This window comes from Streptomyces sp. NPDC107522 (genome assembly GCF_055657525.1).
The window spans coordinates 814,672-834,241 of sequence record NZ_JBVKAU010000001.1 but is presented as its reverse complement, the minus strand read 5'-3'; the positions used below and the strand labels follow the sequence as shown (position 1 = coordinate 834,241).

Annotated in this window: 23 protein-coding genes; 7 read left to right on the top strand and 16 right to left on the bottom strand. The window is 71.6% G+C overall.

Translation table 11 applies throughout. The annotated features are described in order from the left end of the window. Positions 1-8: 8 nt before the first annotated feature. Positions 9-2,228, top strand: coding sequence for an NADP-dependent isocitrate dehydrogenase (locus ACZ7L6_RS03870; RefSeq protein WP_471920338.1), 2,220 nt, complete (start codon positions 9-11; stop codon positions 2,226-2,228). Between the two features lie 68 nt (positions 2,229-2,296). On the opposite strand, the gene ACZ7L6_RS03865 is transcribed toward ACZ7L6_RS03870, so the two are convergent. Then, entirely contained in the window at positions 2,297-3,412 is a 1,116-nt protein-coding gene (locus ACZ7L6_RS03865) for a DNA glycosylase AlkZ-like family protein (protein ID WP_471920337.1), read from the bottom strand. Beyond that, complete coding sequence (locus tag ACZ7L6_RS03860) at positions 3,409-3,738, bottom strand: DUF5713 family protein (RefSeq protein WP_471920336.1); 330 nt, start codon at positions 3,736-3,738, stop codon at positions 3,409-3,411. The genes ACZ7L6_RS03865 and ACZ7L6_RS03860 overlap by 4 nt, the downstream gene beginning before the upstream one ends. Positions 3,739-3,786: 48 nt before the next feature. On the opposite strand from ACZ7L6_RS03860, the gene ACZ7L6_RS03855 reads away from it, so the two are divergent. After that, complete coding sequence (locus tag ACZ7L6_RS03855; RefSeq protein WP_471920335.1) at positions 3,787-4,584, top strand: N-formylglutamate amidohydrolase; 798 nt, start codon at positions 3,787-3,789, stop codon at positions 4,582-4,584. Positions 4,585-4,593: 9 nt separating this feature from the next. On the opposite strand, the gene ACZ7L6_RS03850 is transcribed toward ACZ7L6_RS03855, so the two are convergent. From ACZ7L6_RS03850 to ACZ7L6_RS03840, 3 genes are read right to left on the bottom strand one after another with little or no spacing between them, the layout of a single operon-like run. Continuing rightward, positions 4,594-5,106, bottom strand: coding sequence for a hypothetical protein (locus ACZ7L6_RS03850; protein WP_471920604.1), 513 nt, complete (start codon positions 5,104-5,106; stop codon positions 4,594-4,596). 8 nt (positions 5,107-5,114) lie between these two features. Next, entirely contained in the window at positions 5,115-5,690 is a 576-nt protein-coding gene (locus ACZ7L6_RS03845) for an RNA polymerase sigma factor (protein ID WP_471920334.1), read from the bottom strand. Between the two features lie 59 nt (positions 5,691-5,749). Continuing rightward, on the bottom strand, positions 5,750-7,186 hold the full coding sequence (locus ACZ7L6_RS03840; protein ID WP_471920333.1) for a S8/S53 family peptidase: 1,437 nt from the start codon (positions 7,184-7,186) through the stop codon (positions 5,750-5,752). 148 nt (positions 7,187-7,334) lie between these two features. Here ACZ7L6_RS03840 and ACZ7L6_RS03835 point away from each other — a divergent pair, with 148 nt between their 5' ends. Further along, a complete protein-coding gene (locus ACZ7L6_RS03835) occupies positions 7,335-9,902 on the top strand; it encodes a CHAT domain-containing protein (RefSeq protein ID WP_471920603.1) in 2,568 nt (855 codons plus the stop codon). A gap of 52 nt (positions 9,903-9,954) precedes the next feature. Here ACZ7L6_RS03835 and ACZ7L6_RS03830 read toward each other — a convergent pair whose 3' ends face one another. Continuing rightward, a complete protein-coding gene (locus ACZ7L6_RS03830) occupies positions 9,955-11,823 on the bottom strand; it encodes a LuxR family transcriptional regulator AbsR2 (protein ID WP_471920332.1) in 1,869 nt (622 codons plus the stop codon). 97 nt (positions 11,824-11,920) lie between these two features. Here ACZ7L6_RS03830 and absR1 point away from each other — a divergent pair, with 97 nt between their 5' ends. Continuing rightward, complete coding sequence (gene absR1 / locus ACZ7L6_RS03825; protein WP_471920331.1) at positions 11,921-13,006, top strand: beta-glucuronidase AbsR1; 1,086 nt, start codon at positions 11,921-11,923, stop codon at positions 13,004-13,006. A gap of 196 nt (positions 13,007-13,202) precedes the next feature. Here the strand turns inward: absR1 and ACZ7L6_RS03820 are convergent, their stop codons facing one another. Then, positions 13,203-13,409, bottom strand: coding sequence for a hypothetical protein (locus ACZ7L6_RS03820; protein WP_471920330.1), 207 nt, complete (start codon positions 13,407-13,409; stop codon positions 13,203-13,205). 210 nt (positions 13,410-13,619) lie between these two features. On the opposite strand from ACZ7L6_RS03820, the gene ACZ7L6_RS03815 reads away from it, so the two are divergent. After that, entirely contained in the window at positions 13,620-13,853 is a 234-nt protein-coding gene (locus ACZ7L6_RS03815) for a helix-turn-helix domain-containing protein (RefSeq protein WP_471920329.1), read from the top strand. 121 nt (positions 13,854-13,974) lie between these two features. Here the strand turns inward: ACZ7L6_RS03815 and ACZ7L6_RS03810 are convergent, their stop codons facing one another. From ACZ7L6_RS03810 to ACZ7L6_RS03795, 4 genes are all read right to left on the bottom strand, one after another. Next, positions 13,975-14,133, bottom strand: coding sequence for a hypothetical protein (locus ACZ7L6_RS03810; protein WP_471920328.1), 159 nt, complete (start codon positions 14,131-14,133; stop codon positions 13,975-13,977). Continuing rightward, complete coding sequence (locus ACZ7L6_RS03805; protein ID WP_471920327.1) at positions 14,130-14,309, bottom strand: hypothetical protein; 180 nt, start codon at positions 14,307-14,309, stop codon at positions 14,130-14,132. The genes ACZ7L6_RS03810 and ACZ7L6_RS03805 overlap by 4 nt, the downstream gene beginning before the upstream one ends. Continuing rightward, positions 14,306-14,644, bottom strand: a complete 339-nt coding sequence (locus ACZ7L6_RS03800; RefSeq protein ID WP_471920326.1) for a hypothetical protein — start codon at positions 14,642-14,644, stop codon at positions 14,306-14,308. Before ACZ7L6_RS03800 ends, ACZ7L6_RS03805 begins: the two co-directional genes overlap by 4 nt. A gap of 100 nt (positions 14,645-14,744) precedes the next feature. Beyond that, positions 14,745-15,929, bottom strand: a complete 1,185-nt coding sequence (locus ACZ7L6_RS03795) for a helix-turn-helix domain-containing protein (protein WP_471920325.1) — start codon at positions 15,927-15,929, stop codon at positions 14,745-14,747. 119 nt (positions 15,930-16,048) lie between these two features. Between ACZ7L6_RS03795 and ACZ7L6_RS03790 the strand changes: the two genes are divergently transcribed. Continuing rightward, the gene (locus tag ACZ7L6_RS03790; RefSeq protein WP_471920324.1) at positions 16,049-16,606 is read left to right on the top strand and encodes a flavoprotein; all 558 of its coding nucleotides are present in this window, start codon (positions 16,049-16,051) and stop codon (positions 16,604-16,606) included. 33 nt (positions 16,607-16,639) lie between these two features. Then, the gene (locus tag ACZ7L6_RS03785; RefSeq protein ID WP_471920323.1) at positions 16,640-16,822 is read left to right on the top strand and encodes a hypothetical protein; all 183 of its coding nucleotides are present in this window, start codon (positions 16,640-16,642) and stop codon (positions 16,820-16,822) included. A gap of 60 nt (positions 16,823-16,882) precedes the next feature. On the opposite strand, the gene ACZ7L6_RS03780 is transcribed toward ACZ7L6_RS03785, so the two are convergent. From ACZ7L6_RS03780 to ACZ7L6_RS03760, 5 genes are read right to left on the bottom strand one after another with little or no spacing between them, the layout of a single operon-like run. Further along, positions 16,883-17,584, bottom strand: coding sequence for a collagen-like domain-containing protein (locus ACZ7L6_RS03780; protein WP_471920322.1), 702 nt, complete (start codon positions 17,582-17,584; stop codon positions 16,883-16,885). After that, on the bottom strand, positions 17,581-17,847 hold the full coding sequence (locus tag ACZ7L6_RS03775) for a hypothetical protein (RefSeq protein ID WP_471920321.1): 267 nt from the start codon (positions 17,845-17,847) through the stop codon (positions 17,581-17,583). Before ACZ7L6_RS03775 ends, ACZ7L6_RS03780 begins: the two co-directional genes overlap by 4 nt. 36 nt (positions 17,848-17,883) lie before the next feature. Beyond that, the gene (locus ACZ7L6_RS03770; RefSeq protein ID WP_471920320.1) at positions 17,884-18,270 is read right to left on the bottom strand and encodes a hypothetical protein; all 387 of its coding nucleotides are present in this window, start codon (positions 18,268-18,270) and stop codon (positions 17,884-17,886) included. 17 nt (positions 18,271-18,287) lie between these two features. Continuing rightward, positions 18,288-19,211, bottom strand: coding sequence for an N-acetylmuramoyl-L-alanine amidase (locus tag ACZ7L6_RS03765; protein ID WP_471920602.1), 924 nt, complete (start codon positions 19,209-19,211; stop codon positions 18,288-18,290). Further along, on the bottom strand, positions 19,211-19,561 hold the full coding sequence (locus ACZ7L6_RS03760; RefSeq protein WP_471920319.1) for a hypothetical protein: 351 nt from the start codon (positions 19,559-19,561) through the stop codon (positions 19,211-19,213). Before ACZ7L6_RS03760 ends, ACZ7L6_RS03765 begins: the two co-directional genes overlap by 1 nt. Positions 19,562-19,570 lie beyond the last annotated feature (9 nt).

Here is a 19,570-nt window from a genome sequence, read left to right as displayed (position 1 = left end):
AGCACCCGGTGACTGACTCGACCATCATCTATACGCACACTGACGAGGCCCCGGCCCTGGCGACGTATTCCTTCCTGCCGGTGGTCCAGGCATACGCCTCGCAGGCGGGTGTCGCCGTTCAGACGCGGGACATCTCGCTGGCCGGCCGCATCATCGCGGTGTTCCCGGAGTACCTGACCGAGGACCAGCGCATCCCGGACGCCCTGCACGAGCTGGGCGAACTGGCCAAGACGCCCGAGGCCAACATCATCAAGCTGCCGAACATCTCGGCGTCGATCCCGCAGCTGAAGGCCGCGATCGCCGAGCTGCAGGCGCAGGGCTACGCGCTGCCGAACTACCCGGACGACCCGAAGACCGACGAGGAGCGGGAGATCCAGGCCCGCTACGACAAGGTCAAGGGCTCCGCCGTGAACCCGGTCCTGCGTGAGGGCAACTCCGACCGCCGCGCCCCCGCCTCGGTCAAGAACTACGCCAAGACCCACCCGCACCGCATGGGCGCCTGGACCGCCGAGTCCAAGACGAACGTGGCGACCATGGGCCAGAACGACTTCCGCTCCACCGAGAAGTCCGTCGTGATCTCCGAGGCCGGCTCGCTGAAGATCGAGCTGGTCGCCGAGGACGGCTCCACGACCGTCCTGCGCGAGTCCGTACCGGTCCTCGAGGGCGAGGTCGTCGACGCCTCCGTGATGCGCGTCGCCGCGCTGAACGACTTCCTCAAGGCGCAGGTCGCCCGCGCCAAGGAGGAGGGCGTCCTGTTCTCCGTGCACCTCAAGGCCACGATGATGAAGGTCTCCGACCCGATCGTCTTCGGCCACGTGGTGCGCGCCTTCTTCCCGAAGACCTTCGAGCAGTACGGCGCGGCCCTCGCCGCCGCCGGTCTGTCCCCGAACGACGGTCTGGGCGGCATCCTCAAGGGCCTGGACGCGCTGCCGAACGGCGCCGAGATCAAGGCGTCCTTCGACGCGGAGCTCGCCGAGGGTCCCGCCCTGGCGATGGTCGACTCCGACAAGGGCATCACCAACCTGCACGTGCCGTCCGACGTGATCGTCGACGCCTCGATGCCGGCCATGATCCGCACCTCCGGCCACATGTGGGGCCCGGACGGCCAGGAGGCCGACACCCTCGCGGTGCTGCCGGACTCCTCCTACGCCGGTGTCTACCAGGCCGTGATCGAGGACTGCCGCGCCAACGGCGCCTACGACCCGTCGACGATGGGCTCGGTCCCGAACGTCGGCCTCATGGCGCAGAAGGCCGAGGAGTACGGCTCCCACGACAAGACCTTCGAGATCGCCAAGGCCGGCACGGTCCGCCTGGTCGACCAGGCCGGCAACGTCGTGATCGAGCAGCCGGTCTCCGAGGGCGACATCTTCCGCGCCTGCCAGACCAAGGACGCGCCGATCCGCGACTGGGTCAAGCTGGCCGTCACCCGCGCCCGCGCCACCGGGGACCCGGCGGTGTTCTGGCTGGACGAGAACCGCGCCCACGACGCTCAGCTGATCTCCAAGGTCAACGCGTACCTGCAGGAGCACGACACCGAGGGCCTGGACATCCGGATCCTCGCGCCGGTCGAGGCCACCAAGCTGTCGGTGGAGCGCATCCGCCGCGGCGAGAACACCATCTCGGCGACCGGCAACGTGCTGCGCGACTACCTGACGGACCTCTTCCCGATCCTGGAGCTGGGCACCAGCGCCAAGATGCTGTCGGTCGTCCCGCTGATGGCGGGCGGCGGCCTGTTCGAGACGGGCGCCGGCGGCTCCGCGCCGAAGCACGTCCAGCAGCTGGTCAAGGAGAACTACCTGCGATGGGACTCCCTCGGTGAGTTCTTCGCGCTGGTGCCGTCGCTGGAGCAGTACGCGACCGCCACCGGCAACACCCGCGCGAAGGTCCTCGCGGACACCCTCGACCGCGCCACGGCGACCTTCCTCAACGAGGACAAGTCCCCCACCCGTCGCGTCGGCGGCATCGACAACCGCGGCAGCCACTTCTACCTGTCCCTGTACTGGGCGCAGGAGCTGGCCAAGCAGACCGACGACGCGGACCTGGCGAAGGCCTTCGCGCCGCTCGCCGAGACGCTCACCGCCAACGAGCAGAAGATCGTCGACGAGCTGAACGCCGTGCAGGGCCAGCCGGCCGACATCGGTGGCTACTACCAGCCCGACCCGGCCAAGGCCGCCGCGGTCATGCGCCCGTCGGCCACCTGGAACGAGGCGCTCGCGTCCCTGAGCTGACGCACCCCGCTCCCAGGCTGCGCCCCGGCCGACACCACGTCGGCCGGGGCGCAGTCGTGTCCGCCCGCTCAGCCGGACAGCACGAGCTCCACCCCCAGCCACCGGGCCAGATCCTCGGTCTCCCCGCAGATCTCCTCATTCATGGTCTTCGTGAACGGCACATCCTCGTGGACGGCGTTCACCCGCAGCACCCCCGACTTGCGGTCGGCGGTGGCGTCGAGCTTGCCCACCAGTTGGTCGCCGTACAGGATCGGCAGTGCGAAGTATCCCCAGCGGCGCTTGGCGGCCGGCTTGTACATCTCCAACTGATAGTCGAAGCCGAAGAGTTCGGTGGTCCGCTTCCGGTCGTGGATCAGCCGGTCGAAGGGCGACAGCAGAGCGGCCCGCCCCGCGAACGGCTGCCCCACCTGGGCCGGATCGACACGCCACTCACCCCGCACCCCCTCGACGACGGCCGGCTCACCGGCCTCCCCCACGTCCGCCGGCTCGACCTGGCACTCCGGCCCCCGCGCGCGGGCGATGCCCAACGCCCGCAGCCGTCGCTCGTCCCGGAGGCGCAGTGCCTCCGCGACGGGGACCGCGGGGACGTCGGGGTAGACGCGCTCGGCCAGGTCCCACAGCCGGTCCCCGCCACTGCGTCCCGCGACAGCGACCTCACCGCGCTGCACCATGAGCTCCAGCAGCTTGGTGACATTGCGGTTGTTGGTCCAGCCGCTGGACTTCCACGGCAGCTCGCAGGTGTCGGGAAGCTCGCGGGAGGGCAACGGCCCTGCGGCGCCGAGCCGGTCGAGGATGTCCCGGCGGCAGGCATCGTTGGCGCCGACCCACTTGCGGTGATACTCGCGCCAGGACGACGGCGTCCCCCGCTCCGGCCACTCGGCCATCTCGGCGCGGTACAGCGCGAGATCCTCGGCGGGCCGGATCATCGCCTGCAGCTCCAGCAGCGTCCGGCCGGCCAGGGCGGCGGTCAGGTCGGCCGGTGCGTACCCGGAAGACCCGAGCCGGCTCCATGCCACAAGGTCGGCGTTGGGCGCGATGGCGGCGGTCGGGTCGATCTGCAGCAACGTCAGGTGCCGTACGACCTCCAGCAGCCCGGTCGGCTTCGAGGCGTCCAGCAGTTGGGCGCGCACGGCGATGCGGCGGGCGTCGGTCCGGGAGAGCTCGTGCACGGTCACCTGTGTCACCAGTCCCTTGTAGCGATCAGTTCCTCCACATCCGCGTCCGCGAAGCCGTAGGCGTTGGCCACGAACCAGAAGTCCTCGGCTATCTCCTCGCGGGCCACGGTCTCGATGTCGAAGTCGTCGTCCTGCAGGTCGTTGAACTCGTCGGTGGCGGCCTGGGTCAGGACGTACAGCGCGGCAAGGTCCGCGGGCCGCTCCGCCTCGATGCGCTCGCACAGCCGCAGCAGTATCCCCTTGCCCCGGTCCACCGCAGGGTCGGGGTAATAGCCGTCCTCGTAAAGCGCCTTGAGGAACGGATGTGCGGTCACCTGCCGGTTGCTGATGTTCATGCTGTGATGGTGCACCACACCACTGACAACGCCCCGGGAGCAGCCCACATGACCTCCGCCGTACCGTCGTTCGAGTTGCTCCCCGGCGCGGAGGGATCGCCGGTGATCCTGCATGTGCCGCACTCGGCGCGGGAGGTACCGCCCGAGGTGCGCGCGGGGATCGTGCTGGACGACCGCGCGTTGGAGCGAGAGCTGGACCACATCGTGGACGCGCACACGGCGGAGCTCGCGGAGGCGGCGGCCGAGGCTGCGGAGATCACGCCGTGGCGGTTCGTCAACCGGCTGTCCCGCCTGGTCGTCGATCCGGAGCGGTTCCCGGACGAGCGGGAGGAGATGCTCGCCGTGGGCATGGGGGCCGTGTACACGCGGACCACGCACAAGGAGCCGCTGCGGCCCGCGGAAAGCGACCCCGAGCCGCTCGTCGAGCGGTACTTCCGGCCGTACGCGCAGGCCATGACGGACGCCGTGGCCGAGCGGCTCGCCGTCGCGGGTCGGGCCGTGATCATCGACGTCCACTCCTATCCGACCGCCCCACTCCCCTACGAACTGCACGGCGAAGGCCCGAGGCCGCCGATCTGCCTGGGCACCGACTCCTTCCACACGCCGCCGGATCTGCTCGCCGCGGCCCGGGAGGCGTTCGCCGTGTGCGGGGAGACGGGGCTCGACAGTCCGTTCAGCGGTACGTATGTGCCGCTGGAGTTCTACGGCAGCGAGCCCCGCGTCAGCGCCCTGATGATCGAGATCCGCAGGGACACGTACATGACGGAGCCGGGCGGTCCGGCCGGTCCCGGACTCACCCGGCTCGCGCAGGCGTTGGCGGCGCTGGTGGACGCCGCCGCACGCTGACCCGACGGCTCAGGCCCGCAGCCACTCCGTCACCACGACCTCCCCGCCGGTTCGCAGCCGCAGGGCGAAGGGGCCGCTGGGCGGTGCGTCGCTGGTGAAGCGGCCCATGTCGTCGGCCACGACCGGGGTGGTCGTCTGCGGGCCGCCGAGCACCTCGATCCGCGCCTGCTGCGGGGGCAGCACCTGCCCCATCAGCCCCTGCGCGGTCACCTCCACGTCGACGGTCACCTCGCCTGCGCGGAAGGTCAGCATCCGCGGTACGTCCGTCGCTCCCCTGACCGGAATGGCGTCCACGACCGAGTCGAACGTCAACTCCGCGATACGGGCGTCGAGATCGTGCAGCGCGAACGCCTCGACGGCGATCTGCCGCAGCTGGACCGGCACGGGGTCCAGAATGGCGGCGGCCTGCCGGAGTTCCTCCTCCAGCAACTCGACGTCGAACCCGTCGTTACCGAGAGGCCCGTCGTCACCGAGAGGCCCGTCATCACCGAGGGGCTGCTCGCCCGTCACTTCGTCGTGCATGTCGTCGTTCACAGCGCTCCCCGTGCGTCGAGTCGGGCCCTCAGGCGGCGCAGACAGCGCTGGCGCAGCGGTCCGATGCTGCCCACGGCGATGCCCAGTGCGGCGGACACCTCCTGGTAGCTGGGCGGTGGCGAGGCCATCAGGACGCGCAGCAACTGGCGGCAGCGCTCGCCGAGTTCCTCGAACTCCTGCCACATCCAGCGGATGCGTTCGGACTCGATGGCCGCCTCCTCCGAGTCCAGGAGCGACTGCTCGGGCGTACGGTCCTCGCTGACCCGGTCGAGCAGCTGGGGATCGCTCGTCACGGTCAGTCGCCTTAAGCTCTTGAGCACCTTCAGACACTCGTGCCGTGCGGTGCTCGCGAGCCAGGACCCGGCCTTCTCGGGTTCACGGATGCGCCCGAGGTGCTGGGCGAAGCGGAACCAGACGGTCTGGTACACCTCGTGGGCGTCGGCGTCGTTGAGCCGGTGCGCGCGCACGACGGACCACACCAGTGGGCTCAGCCCCTCCACGAGCGCCTTCCAGGCCGCCGCGTCGCCGTCAACGGCGGACTGGACCAGCGCGCCGACATCTGCTCGGTCCACAGCCCCACCCCTCGTGTACGGCAAGTCATCGTACGCCGCGGAGGGGACGGTTCCGACCCTCATGACCGAGGAGCCGGCTGCATGACGGGGACAGGGCGCCAGGTCGGGGGGCGGAGTGCCGGCACGTGCGCCCCGCGCACCTCCGCGTACCCGGAGTTCGCCGCGAGCATCTTGTACCGGGCGACACGCGGGTCGGACTCCTGCTGCGCGGTCATGTGCGCGGCGATCATCCCGGCGACGACGGGCGTGGCGAACGAGGTGCCGCTCCAGTGCGCGAACCCTTCGAACATCACCTGGTCGGGCTTGGTGCCACCACTGCCGCCCTCCTCGCTCAACACGCCGGTGTGGCGCGGGGACTGGCAGGTGCAGGAGTAGCCGAAGCCGTAGCGGCAGGCGTCGTAGGTGGAGTGCTGGTAGATGTACGGCACGGGCGCGTCGAAGCCGGTGAGGACGCTGGTGAGCCGCTCGCCGGGCGCGTACGCCTTCACCCAGGCGCCGTGGTTGCTGAAGCAGGCGCCGAACTCGCCGTCGCTGCGCAGCGCGCCGACCGAGAGCACGGCGTCCTGGTATTCGGGCAGGTCGGCGTAGGCGGCGGGCCAGAAGGGCGTGGCGCTGCCGTTGTTGCCGGCCGCCGCGACGAGCAGGGTGCGCTGCTCGCGCAGCTCCTGCATGAAGGCCTCGATGCCGAGCAGTCCGTCGGTGCGGCCGTTGGAGGTGCCGGCGGAGAGGCTGAGGATGTCGGGCCAGCCGCCCGCGTCGACGGCCTCGAAGAGCTTCTCGCCGAACTCGGACTCCAGGATGGCGCCCGCGTCGTTCAGGGAGTTGCGGACCGTGACGTTCGTGTTGGGGGCGACGGCGGCGACGAGCCCGGCGATGAACGTGCCGTGGCCGACGTACTGCTGGAGGACGCCCTGGTCGTCGCACTCCTTGAGCTGCGCGTCGCCGTCGGTGTGGGCGAGCAGCGGCGCGGACCGGAAGTCGTGCATGAGGCCGGTGTCGATGACGAGGACGCCGACGGCGGTCTCCGCGTCGTAGGCACCCTCGGCCACCGCGGGGTTGAGCCCCTCGGCCTGCGCGACCGGCACGGGCTCGTCGCCGGGACAGGAGTTGACCGCGATCGACACCAGGTGGTTGCGGCTGACCAGCCGGCGGCCGGCCCGGCCCTCCGTCTCCCGCAGGGCGCGCAGCGCGTGTGCGACGGGACGGTCGCCGCCCCGGTCGCCCTCGCCGGGGTCGCCGACCTGGATGCGGGTGATGCCCGAGCGGTTGGTCTGCGGGCTCGCGCGGCGCACGTGGTCCTGCACCAGGTCCGGTTCGGCGGTGAAGTGGGCCCGGACGGTGTCCTCGACGAGGGCGGCGTCCTCGCCGTCGCGGACCAGCACGTAGCCCTTCTCGTAGATGAACTCGGCGGAGTCGTCCGGTCCCATCGCGAGCGGTACGTCGGGCATGGTGCGCTGGATCTGCTCGAACTGCTCACGGAAGCGCTGTGGTGCCATGGCGTGTCCTCCCCCTGAGGCGACTATCGTCAGTCAGAGCCGTGCGGTCGCTCATTGATACAGCGCCAAACCCGTGTGGCACGGTTCCGCGGCAACTACCATCCGTTGAGTGACAGCGGGAAGCGACTCGGTTCTCGAACTGCTGCCGATGGTGTTCGCCGCCCCGAACGACGCGCTGGCGAGGGCGGAAGGGGTGCTCGACGCCGATCCGTCGCCGTTGCACGCCTCCGTCGCCCACCAGGTGATCGGCATCTGGCAGCGGGACTGGGGCGACATGCGCATCGCCCTCCATCACCTGCGGCGTGCCCGGGATCTCGCGGCACGCGCGGATTCGGCCGACCGGGAGGCGGACGCCCTGGCGGCGCTCGGGGTCGCATTGGTGCACGCGGGGCGCACTCAGCAGGGGCTGGCCGCGCTGGAGCGCGGGGTCGCGCGCGGGAGCGGACACACGCGCGCACGGGTGCTGTACCGCCGGGCCTACGCCCGCTGGGTCCTGGGCCACCACCGCGAGGCGCTGGAGGACGTGCGCAGGTCGATACCCGTGCTGCGGCAGGTGGACGACGTCATCTGGACGGCGCGGGCACTGACGCTGCGGGCGACCGTGCATCTGGCGGTGGGCGCCGTGGACCGCGCGGACGCCGACTTCACCGCGGCCGAGGCGCTCTGGGACACCACGGGCCAGGAGCACGACAAGGCCGACGCGGTGGAGAGCCGGGGTCTCGCGGCGTTCCGGTCGGGCGACATACCGGCGGCGCTTCGGCTGCTCGACGAGGCCGAGGAGCGGTACGCCAAGCTCGGCACGCCGACCTTCATGCTCAACATCCGCCGCTGCGAGGTGCTGATGGCCGCCGGGCTGGCCCCGGAGGCGCTGGCCGAGGCCGACGCGGCCATCGCCGTGCTCGACGGCATCGGCGGCCAGTCCACCCGCAAGGCCGAGCTGCTGCTGGCCGCCGCGCGTGCCGCGTTGTCGGCGGGCGACGCGCACACCGCTATCGCGCGTGCGGACATGGCCGTACGGCTGTTCGCGGGGCAGCGGCGCAGCTGGTGGGAGTCGCACGCCCGGCTGGTGCTGATCGAGGCGCGGGTCGCCGCCGGGCGCAGTTCGGGGCGGCTGGTGGCCGACGCGGCCGCGGTCGCGGAGCGGCTGGCCTTCTTCGGCGCGCCGGCCGCGCCGGAGGCCTCGCTGCTGGCGGGCCGGATCGCGCTCGGCCTGGGCTGGCGGACCGATGCCGAGCGGCATCTGGCGGTCGCCGCCCGCAGCAGGCGCAGCGGGCCGCCGCTGGCGCGGATGACAGGCTGGGCGGCGCAGGCGCTGCGGGCCCGGGCGGCAGGGTCGGGGCGGGGCGTCCTGGAGGCCTGCCGGCGCGGCCTCGACGTACTCGACGACCACCGTATGACACTCGGCGCCTCGGAGCTCAGGGCCCGTGCCACCGCGCAGGGCGCGGAACTCGCGGCGCTGGCCCAGCAGGCCAGCCTCGACTCAGGCAGCCCCCGGCGGCTGCTGGTGTGGAGCGAGCGCTGGCGGGCCACCGCGCTGTCGACGCCGCCGACCAGGCCGCCGGCCGACCCGGAGCTGCAGAGCGACCTGACCGCGTTCCGGGAGATCGCGGCCCGCGCGGAGGCCGCCCGTATGGAGGCCCGGCCCGTTCCGGCGCTGGAGCGCGAACAGCGGCGCCTGGAGCGGGAGATCCGGTCCCGGACGCTGCACCTGCGCGGCGAGACGCCCGGTGACGGCTACCGCTTCGACCCGGGCCGGCTGCTGCAGCGGCTGGGCGACGACGTACGGCTGGCCGAACTCGCCGTGCTGGACGGGCGGGTTCAGGTGCTGCTGTGCGGGCAGGGGCGGGTGCGCCGGTTCGAGGCCGGGCTGCTGGCGGAGGCGGAGACCGAGGCCGAGCACGTCCAGGCGGGGCTGCGGCGGCTGGCGCATCCGGGTGCGGAGGGGCGGCTGCCGGTGGTGGAGGCCGCGGGCCGGCGCCTGGAGGAGTTGCTGCTCGGTCCGGCCGCGGCGCATCTGGGCGACGGCCCCGTCGTGGTCGTACCGCCGGCCCGGCTGCACCGGGTGCCGTGGGCACTGCTGCCGTCGCTGCGGGAGCGGGTGCTCAGCGTGTCGCCGTCGGCGAGCGGCTGGCTGCGCGCCCGGGAGACCGAGCCGCCGCCCGGCGGGCGCCATGTGCTGGTGCGGGGGCCGGGGTTGGCGACGGGCGGCGCGGAGGTGCCCCATCTGGCCTGCCGGTACGGCGGTGCGGTCGTCCTGGAGCACGCCGACGCGCGCGTGCCGCGCGTGCTGGAGGAGCTGGACGGCGCCGCGCTGGCCCATATCGCGGCCCACGGCACGTTCCGCGCGGACAGCCCCCTGTTCTCGTCGCTGCGGATGGCCGACGGGCCGCTGATCGTCCACGACTTCGAACGCCTGGACCGCAGCCCGTACCGGATCATCCTCTCCTGCTGCGACACCGCCCGCTTCGCCTCTGTCGGCGCCGACGAGCTGCTCGGCCTGGTCACCGCGCTGCTGCCGCTGGGCACGGCGGGGGTGGTGGCGTGCACGGCACCCGTCAACGACGCCGCGGTGGTCCCCCTGATGCTGGCCCTGCACAAGGGGCTGAGCGAGGGGCTCTCCCTGGCACAGGCGCTGCGCGACGCGCGGGCGGCGCTGCCGGGCGACGCGCTGCATCAGGCGACGGGGTGGGCGTTCTCGGCGTTCGGAGCGGCCTGATCGATCGACAGGTCGGGGTGCGGTGTGGTGGGCCCCGGTCTGGTCAACTCCCTTACGCCGACTGCGTGTCCGGCAGCTCTACCAGCCACGGCAGGGCGCCGCGGTCGCCGGCGCCGAGGCGGGTGTAGGCGCTGTACAGGTGGTTGCCGACCGTGCGGACGGAGAGGGTGAGTTTCTCGGCGATCTGCCGGTTGCTCAGTCCCGCTGCCGCCAGCGTGACGATCTGCCGTTGCCGGGCGGTCAACTCGCCCAGGGCCAGCCCGGACAGTGCCGGGGTGCGGGCGCCCTGGCAGCGGCGGGCCAGGGCGACGGCACGCGTGCGTGCGGTGCGGGCGGCGCGCGGGTCGCGGTGGGCCCGTACGGCCTGGGCGTGCGCCTCGGCGGCGAAGAGCAGGAAGCCGCGCTCCTGAAGCTGTTCGGCCACCCGGTCGAGCGCGGGACCGTCGCCCTGGGCGAGCGCGACGGCGTGCGCGGCGAAGACGCCCGTGAGGCGGCCCTCGGCAAGCTCGGGGGTGCCACGGCGGACGGCGTCGTACGCGTCGTACGGATCGCCGGTGAGCGCCTCGACAGCCCCGTCGGCGGCGTTGCGGGCCGTTGCCGGCCGGGTGACCGCCCCACCCCCGTGGGAGCGGCCACCCAGGATCTTGTGCGCAGTCGGCGTGTCGCCCGACTGCACTGCGGCGAGGGCCAGTTCGAGACGGCAGGAGTGATCGTCGGTGCCGTCCCGCAGCCCCTCCCTCGCCCACGCCGCGGCCTCGCGCAGCTCTCCGCGCAGCCGCGCGAACCGGGCGCGTACGGCCGCGTATCGCGGCGGCATCGGGGCGCCCTCCGCGACCAGCCACTCCCCCACGGGCGTCGGCGTGGCGCGTACGTCCGCCTGCCGGATGCGGCGGCTCAGCTCGGCGCGTTCGGCGTCGAGGGCGGGGCCGCACCGGTCCGGCGAGCGAAGCGGTACGGGAGTCCCTCCGGCCGAAGGCCGGCGCAGGGACAGCCGCCTCGCCCGCAGCCTGCCGGCCGCGGCCCGCAGCACCGGGCCGTGCAGGGGGTGGGCGAGGCGGACGGCGCCCCGGTCGTCCACGCGGACCAGGGCGTCGGCCTCCAGTTGTTCGAGGGCGCGCAGATCGAGTCGGTCCAGCTCCGGGTCCAGCGGCAACGGCTCGGCGAAGGCGAGGCGGTCGAGGGTCTCGCGCTCTTCGGGGCCGGTGCGGTCGAGGACCCGCGCGGTGCGCTCCCGTACGGCCGGGGTGACCGGTACGGGGCCGCGCCATGCCCACTCGTCCGAGTCCGGGACGCGGGTCAGCAGCCCGCGCTCGCGTACCGCGTCCACCAGGTCGCGCAGCAGCCGCAGGTCGCCCTGGCACAGGCGGTGCAGCCGGTTCACGGTGAGCGGCTCGAGGGCCTCGCCCGCGGCTGCGCCCGCCAGGAGCCGGCCGGTCTCCTCGCGGGGCAGCGGCTCCAGGGTGAGGCGGGGCAGGAGTTCGCCGGTCCACAGGCGGGAGATCGCGCCCGGGACGGGGGCGCCGTCGGTGGTGACGACCAGGAGACGGGTGCGTCCGTGCACGGCCAGTTGATGGACCAGGGCGGCGGAGGCGTCGTCCAGCAGGTGCGCGTCGTCCACCAGCAGCAGCCGTACGCCGGACATGTGCTGGAGCGCGGCGTGCAGGGAGGCGGTCTCGGGGACGTGATGGGCGAACGCGGCGAAGCGGATCCCACGGGTCTCGGGGGTGCCGGCCACCCTGGCGCAGTCGGTGCCGCGGACGGCCTCGGTGACGAGCCGGGTCTTGCCGCAGCCCGCCGGACCGGTGATCACGATTCCATGGCGGCCTGCGGTCAAGGACCCGCGGACCAGTTCGAGTTCGTTCTTCCGACCGGTGAACGGCCAGGGCAGTTCCAGTGTCTTCGCGTCCCGTTCGAACCTCATCACGGCAACAAGAGCGCGGTGACTCACACTTGATACACAGGTACTTGAGTAGCCCCCGACTCAGGCGCCCGCGCCGGGCCGACGGCACCCTGTTCGCATGACCGCACGCTACTGCTCCCTCGCGCAGGCGTCGGCCCCCGTTTTCGCACCGGGGCTGGCCGCCGAGCGGCTCAGTGCGCTCATCAGCGGTCACCGGATGTGGGTCAACGGCACCGTGCTGCACTACTACTTCTTCGACCGGGACTCCGACGGCTCCGCGATCCCGGACCCGGAGACCGGGCACGTCCGGCCGGTGTCGTGGGTCGGCGGCAAGGAACAGCGGGACGTCGTGCGGGAGTGCTTCGAGGAGTGGCGCGGCCTCGGTATCGGGCTGTCGTTCGTGGAGGTGGGCGACCGGTCGGAGGCCGAGCTGCGCATCGGGTTCCAGCGCGGCGACGGCTCCTGGTCGACCGTCGGCAAGGACGCGCTCCAGGTCGGCCTGAACGACCGCACGATGAACTTCGGCTGGGACCTGACCGTGCCCGGGGAGCGCGGAACGGCCCTGCACGAGATCGGGCACGCGCTCGGCATGCTGCACGAGCACCAGAGCCCGTTCGCCGGCATCCACTGGGACGACGAGGCCGTGTACGCCGATCTGGCGGGCCCGCCGAACTTCTGGAGCCGGGACAAGACGTTCTTCAACATCCTGCGCAAGCTCGGTCCGGACGAGGTCAACGGCTCGGTCTGGGACCCGCACTCGATCATGGAGTACCCGTTCGCGGCCGGGCTGATCCTGGAGCCGGAGCAGTTCCGGGCGGGCCTGAACCCGCCGGGTGTCCTGTCCCGGGCCGACAAGGAGTTCGTCCGCCGCTGGTACCCGCCGGCCGAGACGGCGGGGCCGCGGGAGCTGGTGCCGTTCCGTTCGGTGCCGCTGCGGCTCGGGCCGGCCGAGCAGGCCGACTTCGTCGTCGAGCCGCCGGAGACCCGCGAGTACACGGTGGGCACGTTCGGGGACGGCGACGCGGTCGTCGTGGTCTTCGAGGAGCGGGACGGCGAACCCCGCTTCCTCACCGCCCAGGACGACGGCGGCACCCCGCACAACGCCACCGTCAAGGCCCGCCTCGTCAAGGGCCGCCGCTATGTCGTCCGGGTGCGTCTGTACTCCAGCTGGGGGTCGGGGGAGACAGCGGTCATGTGCTGGTGACAGCGCGCTTCCGCTGACGCGCGCAGACGCGACAAGTCCACAGTCCGGCGCCGGGGGAAGCGGCCGGGCGTACGCCGCCTTCGGGGGACAGTGTCGCTTAGACACGGCATTGGTGGCGTCGCCCGGTCGCAGGTCGGGCCCGCCGCACGGGGGTAGCGGCGGGCCCGACGAACGCCGCGTCAGCGGCTAGGGGCGATCAGTTGGGGTTGACTTCGTCGAGGAGATCCAGCACGTCGCCCAGCCGCCCGCGCAGCTTCTCGACGAGGAGGATGAGACCCGCGGCGTCCAGTTGGCCGAGGTCTTCAGAACGGGCATATTCGTAGTCCCGGCGGGCGAAGTCAATGCGGGTGCGTTGCAGGTCGGTGAGGGGTCCCGGGTCGGGGCGGGCCTGCTCATCGGTCATGTGGTTCTACCTGTGGGTGTGCTGGGTGCGGACCCGTGGGGGGTGCATGTAAATCGTTGGTCCGGCCTCGCCGTTAGGCAATGGGGCAACGATCACATCACTCGAACGGGTGTTTTATTAGAACAGGCCTTGCGTTCGCGGCAGAAATCGCTCTCGCAATGTACCAACCATGGTACAGACAATGATCATCCCGGCCGCGAGCGTGTACGGGTGCCATCCGATCCGCTGCCCGACTGGGTCCTTGCCCGCCGCCGTGAGATCGGGGACAACGTCCGCGCCGCGAGGACGGCGAAGAAGCTGAGTCAGGAGCAGCTCGGCGAGCTGACCGACCTCGACCGGAAGACCATCAACCGGATCGAGCAGGGTGCGTATGCGACGCTCATCGACCATCTGGTGCTCATCGCTCACGCGCTCGACATTCCGCTCTCTGATCTCGTCCGATAGGTGACCCGCCGCCGGCGCCAGGGGAGACGCACAGCGGCGGGCCCGGTGCGGCCACCCCGCGGGGGACGTGGCAGCCGCGTCATCCCGGCACCGGTACGGCGGACGATCGGTGCCGGGGGCTTCAGTGGCGTATCGACGCCTGCGTCGTCTGGATCGGCACCCGCTTGCACAGCTCGACGTGCCGATAGACGGTGTCACCCCCGCCGGAGGCACCCGGGTTGCTGTGCTTGGTGTACTGCTCGCCGGGCCGGATCGGCTGGTCGCAGCGTCCGCAGATCATGGGCGGGCCTCCGTCTTGAGCGACTGCCGCCACTGCTCGTAGAGCTGGTTGGCGTCCGGGCACGGCTGGTGCACAGGCGTGTCGCCCTCCCAGCGTGGCTTGCACGTTGGGCAGGTGACGCAGTGGTTGCCGAGCGCGATCAGCGCTTCCTGTACCGGCGTGAGCTCGGAGGTCATCGGCGTCCATCCAGGGCGAGGCGGCGCAGGGCGCGCCGGGTGTCGCACAGGGTGGGGTCGTCCACGCACTGCTCGCAGGTCCGGGAGTGCCCGTTGTAGACCCGGACTGCATTGGAGCGGGCACAGTTGGCGCATCCGCGGGGGAACATGGAGCCACCGGTGGGTGCGGGGCGCTCGCCGAGGTTTCGGGCGGTCTCGGCGTTAAGGACGATGCCGCACCACACGCAGTTGACGCCACGGCGCTGCGCGTCCGACAGGCCCGATGTCTTAGGGAGGGGCAGGAGTTCCAGCGCCTCAACGAGCCCTGGGGCTTGATTGCTGTGGTCGCTGATCATCGCGTGCCTCCCCGGTCGCATGTGGTCCGTCTCACATGTGTGACCGTAGGAGTTGAGGAAGGGCGCAACGCCTACAGATCTGTAGGCGTTGTAGGCGCGCCTACAGGCCGATCCAAGCAGCCATGTGGTTGAGCGTGTCCGGGGTCCGGCGGGCGAGGTGCACCAGGCCACTGATCGTCTCGCGGGCCCCGGGGTGATAGCGGGTCTGCTCCGGCGCCGCATGGCGGGCATCGACAAGCGACCGCAGGGCGGCCTCGGTGTGCCCGGTCTCCATCTCTGTGCGTGCCCGGTCGATGAAGAAGTGGGCGCGCCGCGACGTGGCGAGCGCCGACGGGAGCGCGATCCGGCGGGACTGCTTCAGCGCGGCGTCGTAGTGCCGCATCTCCACGGCCGCCGACATCCGGTGCAAGGCGACGTTGGTCGGGCCGAAGCTGAGCCAGTGGATGTCGGAGGCGTCCCCGATCCTCTTGGCGATCTGCCGGGCCTCGGAGATGTGGCTGACCACGGTGCCCGTCTGCCTGGCCCGGGCGGCGATGACGGACGCACCGAGGTGGAGTTGGCCGGTGACGGCAAGGGCCTCGCGGGTGGGGTCGGCGGCGCCGACGATGCCGTGGCCGGAGGCGATGAGGCGCTGGCCGATGGTGTATTCGCCCTCGCGGAAGTACACCAAGGCCCGCATGTACTGGCGTACCGCGCCGAGGCACGGGTCCGAGGCGCGCTCTGCAGCCCACGCCATGCGGTCCAGGGCCACGGCCGAGAGGTCGTAGTAGCCGAGTTTGACGGTGATGTCGTGGGCGGTGCGGTACGTGGAGGCGAGCGCCTGCCACAGCTTCGTCGACGGGGTCGCCCATGCGGTGTGGGTGAGCTCGGCGATCGTCCCGGGCAGCGCGCGGGCGGCGTTGCGTAGGTGCGTGGCCCGCACTTCGGCGCACAGTCTGTCCGCCTCCTGGATGAGTTCGGCCGCCGGCCGGGCGGGCAGGTCCGGATTCACTCCAAGGTCGTACAGGTCGAGAGCTTCACGGATGGGGCGGACCAGTTCGGCGAGCCGGTCGCGCTGCAATTCGGTCACGTAGGGCTGTCCCGTGAGGATGGTGACGTCGACCTTCAGGGCGTGCGCGACCGCGGCGACGAAGTCACTGGTTGCCGGGCGTAGGCCGCATTCCACGGAGTTGAGCAGGCTGTATGAGTAGGGGATGCGGTCGGCGAGCTCGCGCTGTGTGAGCCTGGCCAGCTTCCGCTGTTCCCTGATGCGGGTACCGGTGTGGTCGTCGTCGAGGTTGGGCATACTGGTCTCCTCGTTCCTTGCAGCCACTTGGAACGGTACTCGCGGGACGGTCGCGAGTGCAGGCGTCCGCCCTCGACTCCGCCCGGAGCGGGGGCGGTTGCATGTGATCGGATACGGGCATGACGACTTCTCGTGTCCTGTATCTGTTCGGCTCGGCCGCGCCCCCAGTCTTCGACGTGGCGAAGGTGATCGAGGACGCGCAACAGCGCGGCTTCGATGTGTGCCTCGGGTTGACGCCGACCGCGGCGCGCTGGCTCGGCGGCCAGCTGGTCGAGCTTGAGCGGCTGACCGGGCACCCGGTGCGGTCGGAGTACAAGCTGCCGGGCGAGCCCGATGTTTGGCCGAAGGCGGACGTGATCCTGGTGGCGCCGGCCACCTTCAACACGGTGAACGCGTGGGCGCTCGGTATCACCCGGGACTTCGTCGTCGGGGTCGTCGCCGAGGGGATCGGCAAGGGCATCCCGATGGTGACGATGCCGTGCGTGAACGCAGCCTATGTGCAGCACCGGCAGTTCGAGCGGAGCGTCGTCGAGCTGCGTGAGATGGGTGTGGACGTGCTGTACGGCGAGGGTGGGTTCGTGCCGAACCAGCCGGGCCAGGGGAAACCGCGCGAGTACCCGTGGCATCTGGCGCTGGACGCGGCCGGGCGGATCGCGCAGCGTCCGCGGTCGGCATGAGTGATTCGGGGGCTGGCTCGCTAGGCTGAGGGCATGTCCCCCAACCCTTCCGGCCCTGGCCTCGTGCGGTCTGCTGCGGTCGTGAACGAGGCGATCCGCGCCGTCGTCCGGGGCGCGCAGGGCAGGCAGTGGACGCAGGCGGAGCGGGCGTTGTACGACCAGTTGCGGGATGAGTGGGTGGCGGCGATGCGGGCCGAGGTCGTGAAGGCGGCATGACGAAATGGCCCCCGCCGCCGCCCCGAAGGGCAGCGACGGGGGCACACCACTCACCACCAACTACGCGTACTGCCTACGCTGCGGATCCAGCCCAGCCGACAACACCCCCTGCCCCTGCCGGTTCCCAGGCTCCTCCGGCTGCGGCGCACCGTCCTGCCTACACACCCGCGCGTAGGGGTCATAGCTCGGCGTCTGCCACGAGTAGCCCTCTGGACACGACTGTCCGGGCGGCCCCGGCGGGCCCTGCTCGCCCTGCTCGCCCTGGGGGCCGCGTTCGCCTTGAGGGCCAGCAGGCCCCATCGGACCGGTCTCACCCTGAGGGCCCGTTGCCCCGGTCTCCCCGGGGGCGCCGTCGGTCCCGTCCTCGCCGTCCTTCCCTGGCGCGCCTGAAGCGCCAGGCTCCCCCCGCTCGCCTTTCTCGCCCTGCACGCCCCGCGGACCGGGGATCGGCACCGGCACCTCCGCCCGTTCCGGGAGATCGTCCACGGCCGTCGTCGGATCCGGCGCCACCGGAGTCTCTCCAGCCGCCTTCAGCTGCTCCCGCAAGGCCCGCACGTCGCCCGCCAGGGTGGACACTGCCTTGCCCCGTAGGTCCGCCTCCTCGGCGATCTGCTGGGCCTTCACCGCGACGTCCTGGCGGGCGTCCGCCTCGCGGTGGATGAGAAGCAGCGACAGGGCGACGCCGCCGCCGAGCGTCAGCAGGATTGCCACGAGCAGCAGTAGACGACGGTTGTCGTACAGCACCATCTGGGTTCGGGTCATGGCGTGCCCCCGAGCTGCTGCACGAGAAGGCGTAGGCGCGCCGTCTCCAGCTTCTCCGCGGCCAGTTCGGCGCGCGCCGTGGCGATCTCCTGCTTCAGCTCCTTGCGTTCCTCCTGGAGCTCGTTCGTCAGGCTGCTGAATCCGGTCACCGCGTTGCCCTCCTGGGCTGCCCTGTTCGCGCCGCGGCTGCCGTACATGACGCCCAACGCGGCCACGGGACCGCCGATCAGAGCTGCGATCGCCGTCACCATGGCCGCGTCCACGCCACCACCCCTTCCCCGACGCGCTCATGGGGCAGGTCAGGCTGCCTTGGCGTGCGAACCGCGGTCCATCGGGCTCGTCTGCTCGATCCGCAGCTGGGCCACGGGCGCGGTCACCTCGCGGCGGACGAAGAACGCGACGGCACCCTCGATGAAGAGCATCCACAAGGCCTGCTGCTCGGCGGTCATGTTGAGCCCGAAGGCCATGAAGAGCGCGATGCCCGCGTGGCCGAGGTTCACGATCGCGGCGAAGGCGGCACCGGTCTTGAGGATGAACGCCTCGGCGACCGCGACGGCGCAGGACAGGACGGCCATGATGGCGGCCTGGTCCTCCGCGGACACGTTCCAGCCGTAGGCCGAGCTGAGCTTCAGGGCGACGGCGATGAACGCGAGGATCGCGACGGGCTCTCTACCGAAGACACGCATGGTGGGGTTCCTTTCGATCAGGCGACGACGTTGAAGCCGTACTTCTTGCCGAGGCGGGTGAGGGAGGTCTTGCCGGGGATGCCGTCGGCGGCTGTCCCCGAGTAGCCGAGGCGCCGCTGCCACCGCGCGTACGCGTCGACCGTCGCGGAACCGAAGTGCCCGTCCAGGCGGGGCTTTTCGAGCAGGCCGGCGTCCACGAGGGCGGCCTCGACGACCTTGACGCCCGGGTAGGTGACCGGGGTGCCCTTCGCCTTCGGGTCCGACCTTGCCGCAGCAACGAGCCTCGACAGGTCGACCGTGGGCTTCGTGGGCTTCGGCAGCGGCTTCGGCTTGGCCGGAGCGGTCGCCGTCGTGGTGAGCCTCTTCCCGATGCGTGCCTGCATCGCCTCCCAGTCGATCCCGCGCGGGTCGGACTTGCCCGGCTGCCAGTCCATGTGCCGGATCACCGACAGGGGGCTCCAGCCGTGGTGCCGGCAGATCGCTGCGGCCACCCGCTCGATCGCGAGGAGCTGGATATCGGGCCACGGGTCGTGACCGTCGCCGAAATTCTCGCACTCGAAGCCGTAGAAGTGCCGATTCCCGTCGACGGAGGCTTCGTTGTCGAGGGGCGGCGTCCGCTCGGCGATGACCGCGGCCAGGACGTCCGGGTCGCCGAGGCCGGCGTGGTTGGCGCGGCCATAGCCGACGAGGTGGACGCGGCCGTCCTTGGTGATGACGCCGTGGCACAGCGGACCAGGCAGGCCGCTGTAGCCGTTGCGGCAGATGTCGACGGTGCGGGCTGAGCCGGAGGTGACGGTGTGGTGGATCATCACGCCGTGCACGGGCCCCCAGGGGCCCTTGCTGTTGCGGTTGTGGTTGGGCCAGTCGCCGACTTCGACGACGGTGGCGCCCTCGTTGCGGAGAGCGGCGGCGAACTCGGCGGGAGTCATCGGGGTGGCCATCACACACGCTCCGGCCAGTGCCATGTGCCGCCCTTGAGCGCGGCCTCCATCCAGCCGCAGGCGCAGTAGCGGAACGGCTGACCGTGCCGCTCGGGGTTGGGGCAGTCCGCCGCCCCGGGTGTCTCGCCGCCCTCGTCGTACGAGCAGCCACCGGCCGCGAGCGGGTGGAAGAACTGGCCTGTTGGGTTCAGCACGCACAGACCCACGCGGCCCGGGTCGGCCGAGTCGACTTCGGTGACGATCGCGGCACGGCACTCGGACTTGAACGCCTGCGTGCCGTCCCCTCGGACTGGCGTGCCGTGACTGACGTAGTGGACGATCCGTCCCACGGACGGCTGTTGCTGTGGCACGTGCCCTCC

What these genes read in the sequence shown, in the direction of transcription:
- ACZ7L6_RS03860 (WP_471920336.1), bottom strand. Translation starts at nt 3,738, where the DNA reads ATGAACATCAGCAACCGGCAGGTGACCGCACATCCGTTCCTCAAGGCG.
- ACZ7L6_RS03855 (WP_471920335.1), top strand. Translation starts at nt 3,787, where the DNA reads ATGACCTCCGCCGTACCGTCGTTCGAGTTGCTCCCCGGCGCGGAGGGA.
- ACZ7L6_RS03850 (WP_471920604.1), bottom strand. Translation starts at nt 5,106, where the DNA reads ATGCACGACGAAGTGACGGGCGAGCAGCCCCTCGGTGATGACGGGCCT.
- ACZ7L6_RS03840 (WP_471920333.1), bottom strand. Translation starts at nt 7,186, where the DNA reads ATGGCACCACAGCGCTTCCGTGAGCAGTTCGAGCAGATCCAGCGCACC.
- ACZ7L6_RS03835 (WP_471920603.1), top strand. Translation starts at nt 7,335, where the DNA reads ATGGTGTTCGCCGCCCCGAACGACGCGCTGGCGAGGGCGGAAGGGGTG.
- ACZ7L6_RS03830 (WP_471920332.1), bottom strand. Translation starts at nt 11,823, where the DNA reads ATGAGGTTCGAACGGGACGCGAAGACACTGGAACTGCCCTGGCCGTTC.
- absR1 (WP_471920331.1), top strand. Translation starts at nt 11,921, where the DNA reads ATGACCGCACGCTACTGCTCCCTCGCGCAGGCGTCGGCCCCCGTTTTC.
- ACZ7L6_RS03820 (WP_471920330.1), bottom strand. Translation starts at nt 13,409, where the DNA reads ATGACCGATGAGCAGGCCCGCCCCGACCCGGGACCCCTCACCGACCTG.
- ACZ7L6_RS03810 (WP_471920328.1), bottom strand. Translation starts at nt 14,133, where the DNA reads ATGATCTGCGGACGCTGCGACCAGCCGATCCGGCCCGGCGAGCAGTAC.
- ACZ7L6_RS03805 (WP_471920327.1), bottom strand. Translation starts at nt 14,309, where the DNA reads ATGACCTCCGAGCTCACGCCGGTACAGGAAGCGCTGATCGCGCTCGGC.
- ACZ7L6_RS03800 (WP_471920326.1), bottom strand. Translation starts at nt 14,644, where the DNA reads ATGATCAGCGACCACAGCAATCAAGCCCCAGGGCTCGTTGAGGCGCTG.
- ACZ7L6_RS03795 (WP_471920325.1), bottom strand. Translation starts at nt 15,929, where the DNA reads ATGCCCAACCTCGACGACGACCACACCGGTACCCGCATCAGGGAACAG.
- ACZ7L6_RS03790 (WP_471920324.1), top strand. Translation starts at nt 16,049, where the DNA reads ATGACGACTTCTCGTGTCCTGTATCTGTTCGGCTCGGCCGCGCCCCCA.
- ACZ7L6_RS03785 (WP_471920323.1), top strand. Translation starts at nt 16,640, where the DNA reads ATGTCCCCCAACCCTTCCGGCCCTGGCCTCGTGCGGTCTGCTGCGGTC.
- ACZ7L6_RS03780 (WP_471920322.1), bottom strand. Translation starts at nt 17,584, where the DNA reads ATGACCCGAACCCAGATGGTGCTGTACGACAACCGTCGTCTACTGCTG.
- ACZ7L6_RS03770 (WP_471920320.1), bottom strand. Translation starts at nt 18,270, where the DNA reads ATGCGTGTCTTCGGTAGAGAGCCCGTCGCGATCCTCGCGTTCATCGCC.
- ACZ7L6_RS03765 (WP_471920602.1), bottom strand. Translation starts at nt 19,211, where the DNA reads ATGGCCACCCCGATGACTCCCGCCGAGTTCGCCGCCGCTCTCCGCAAC.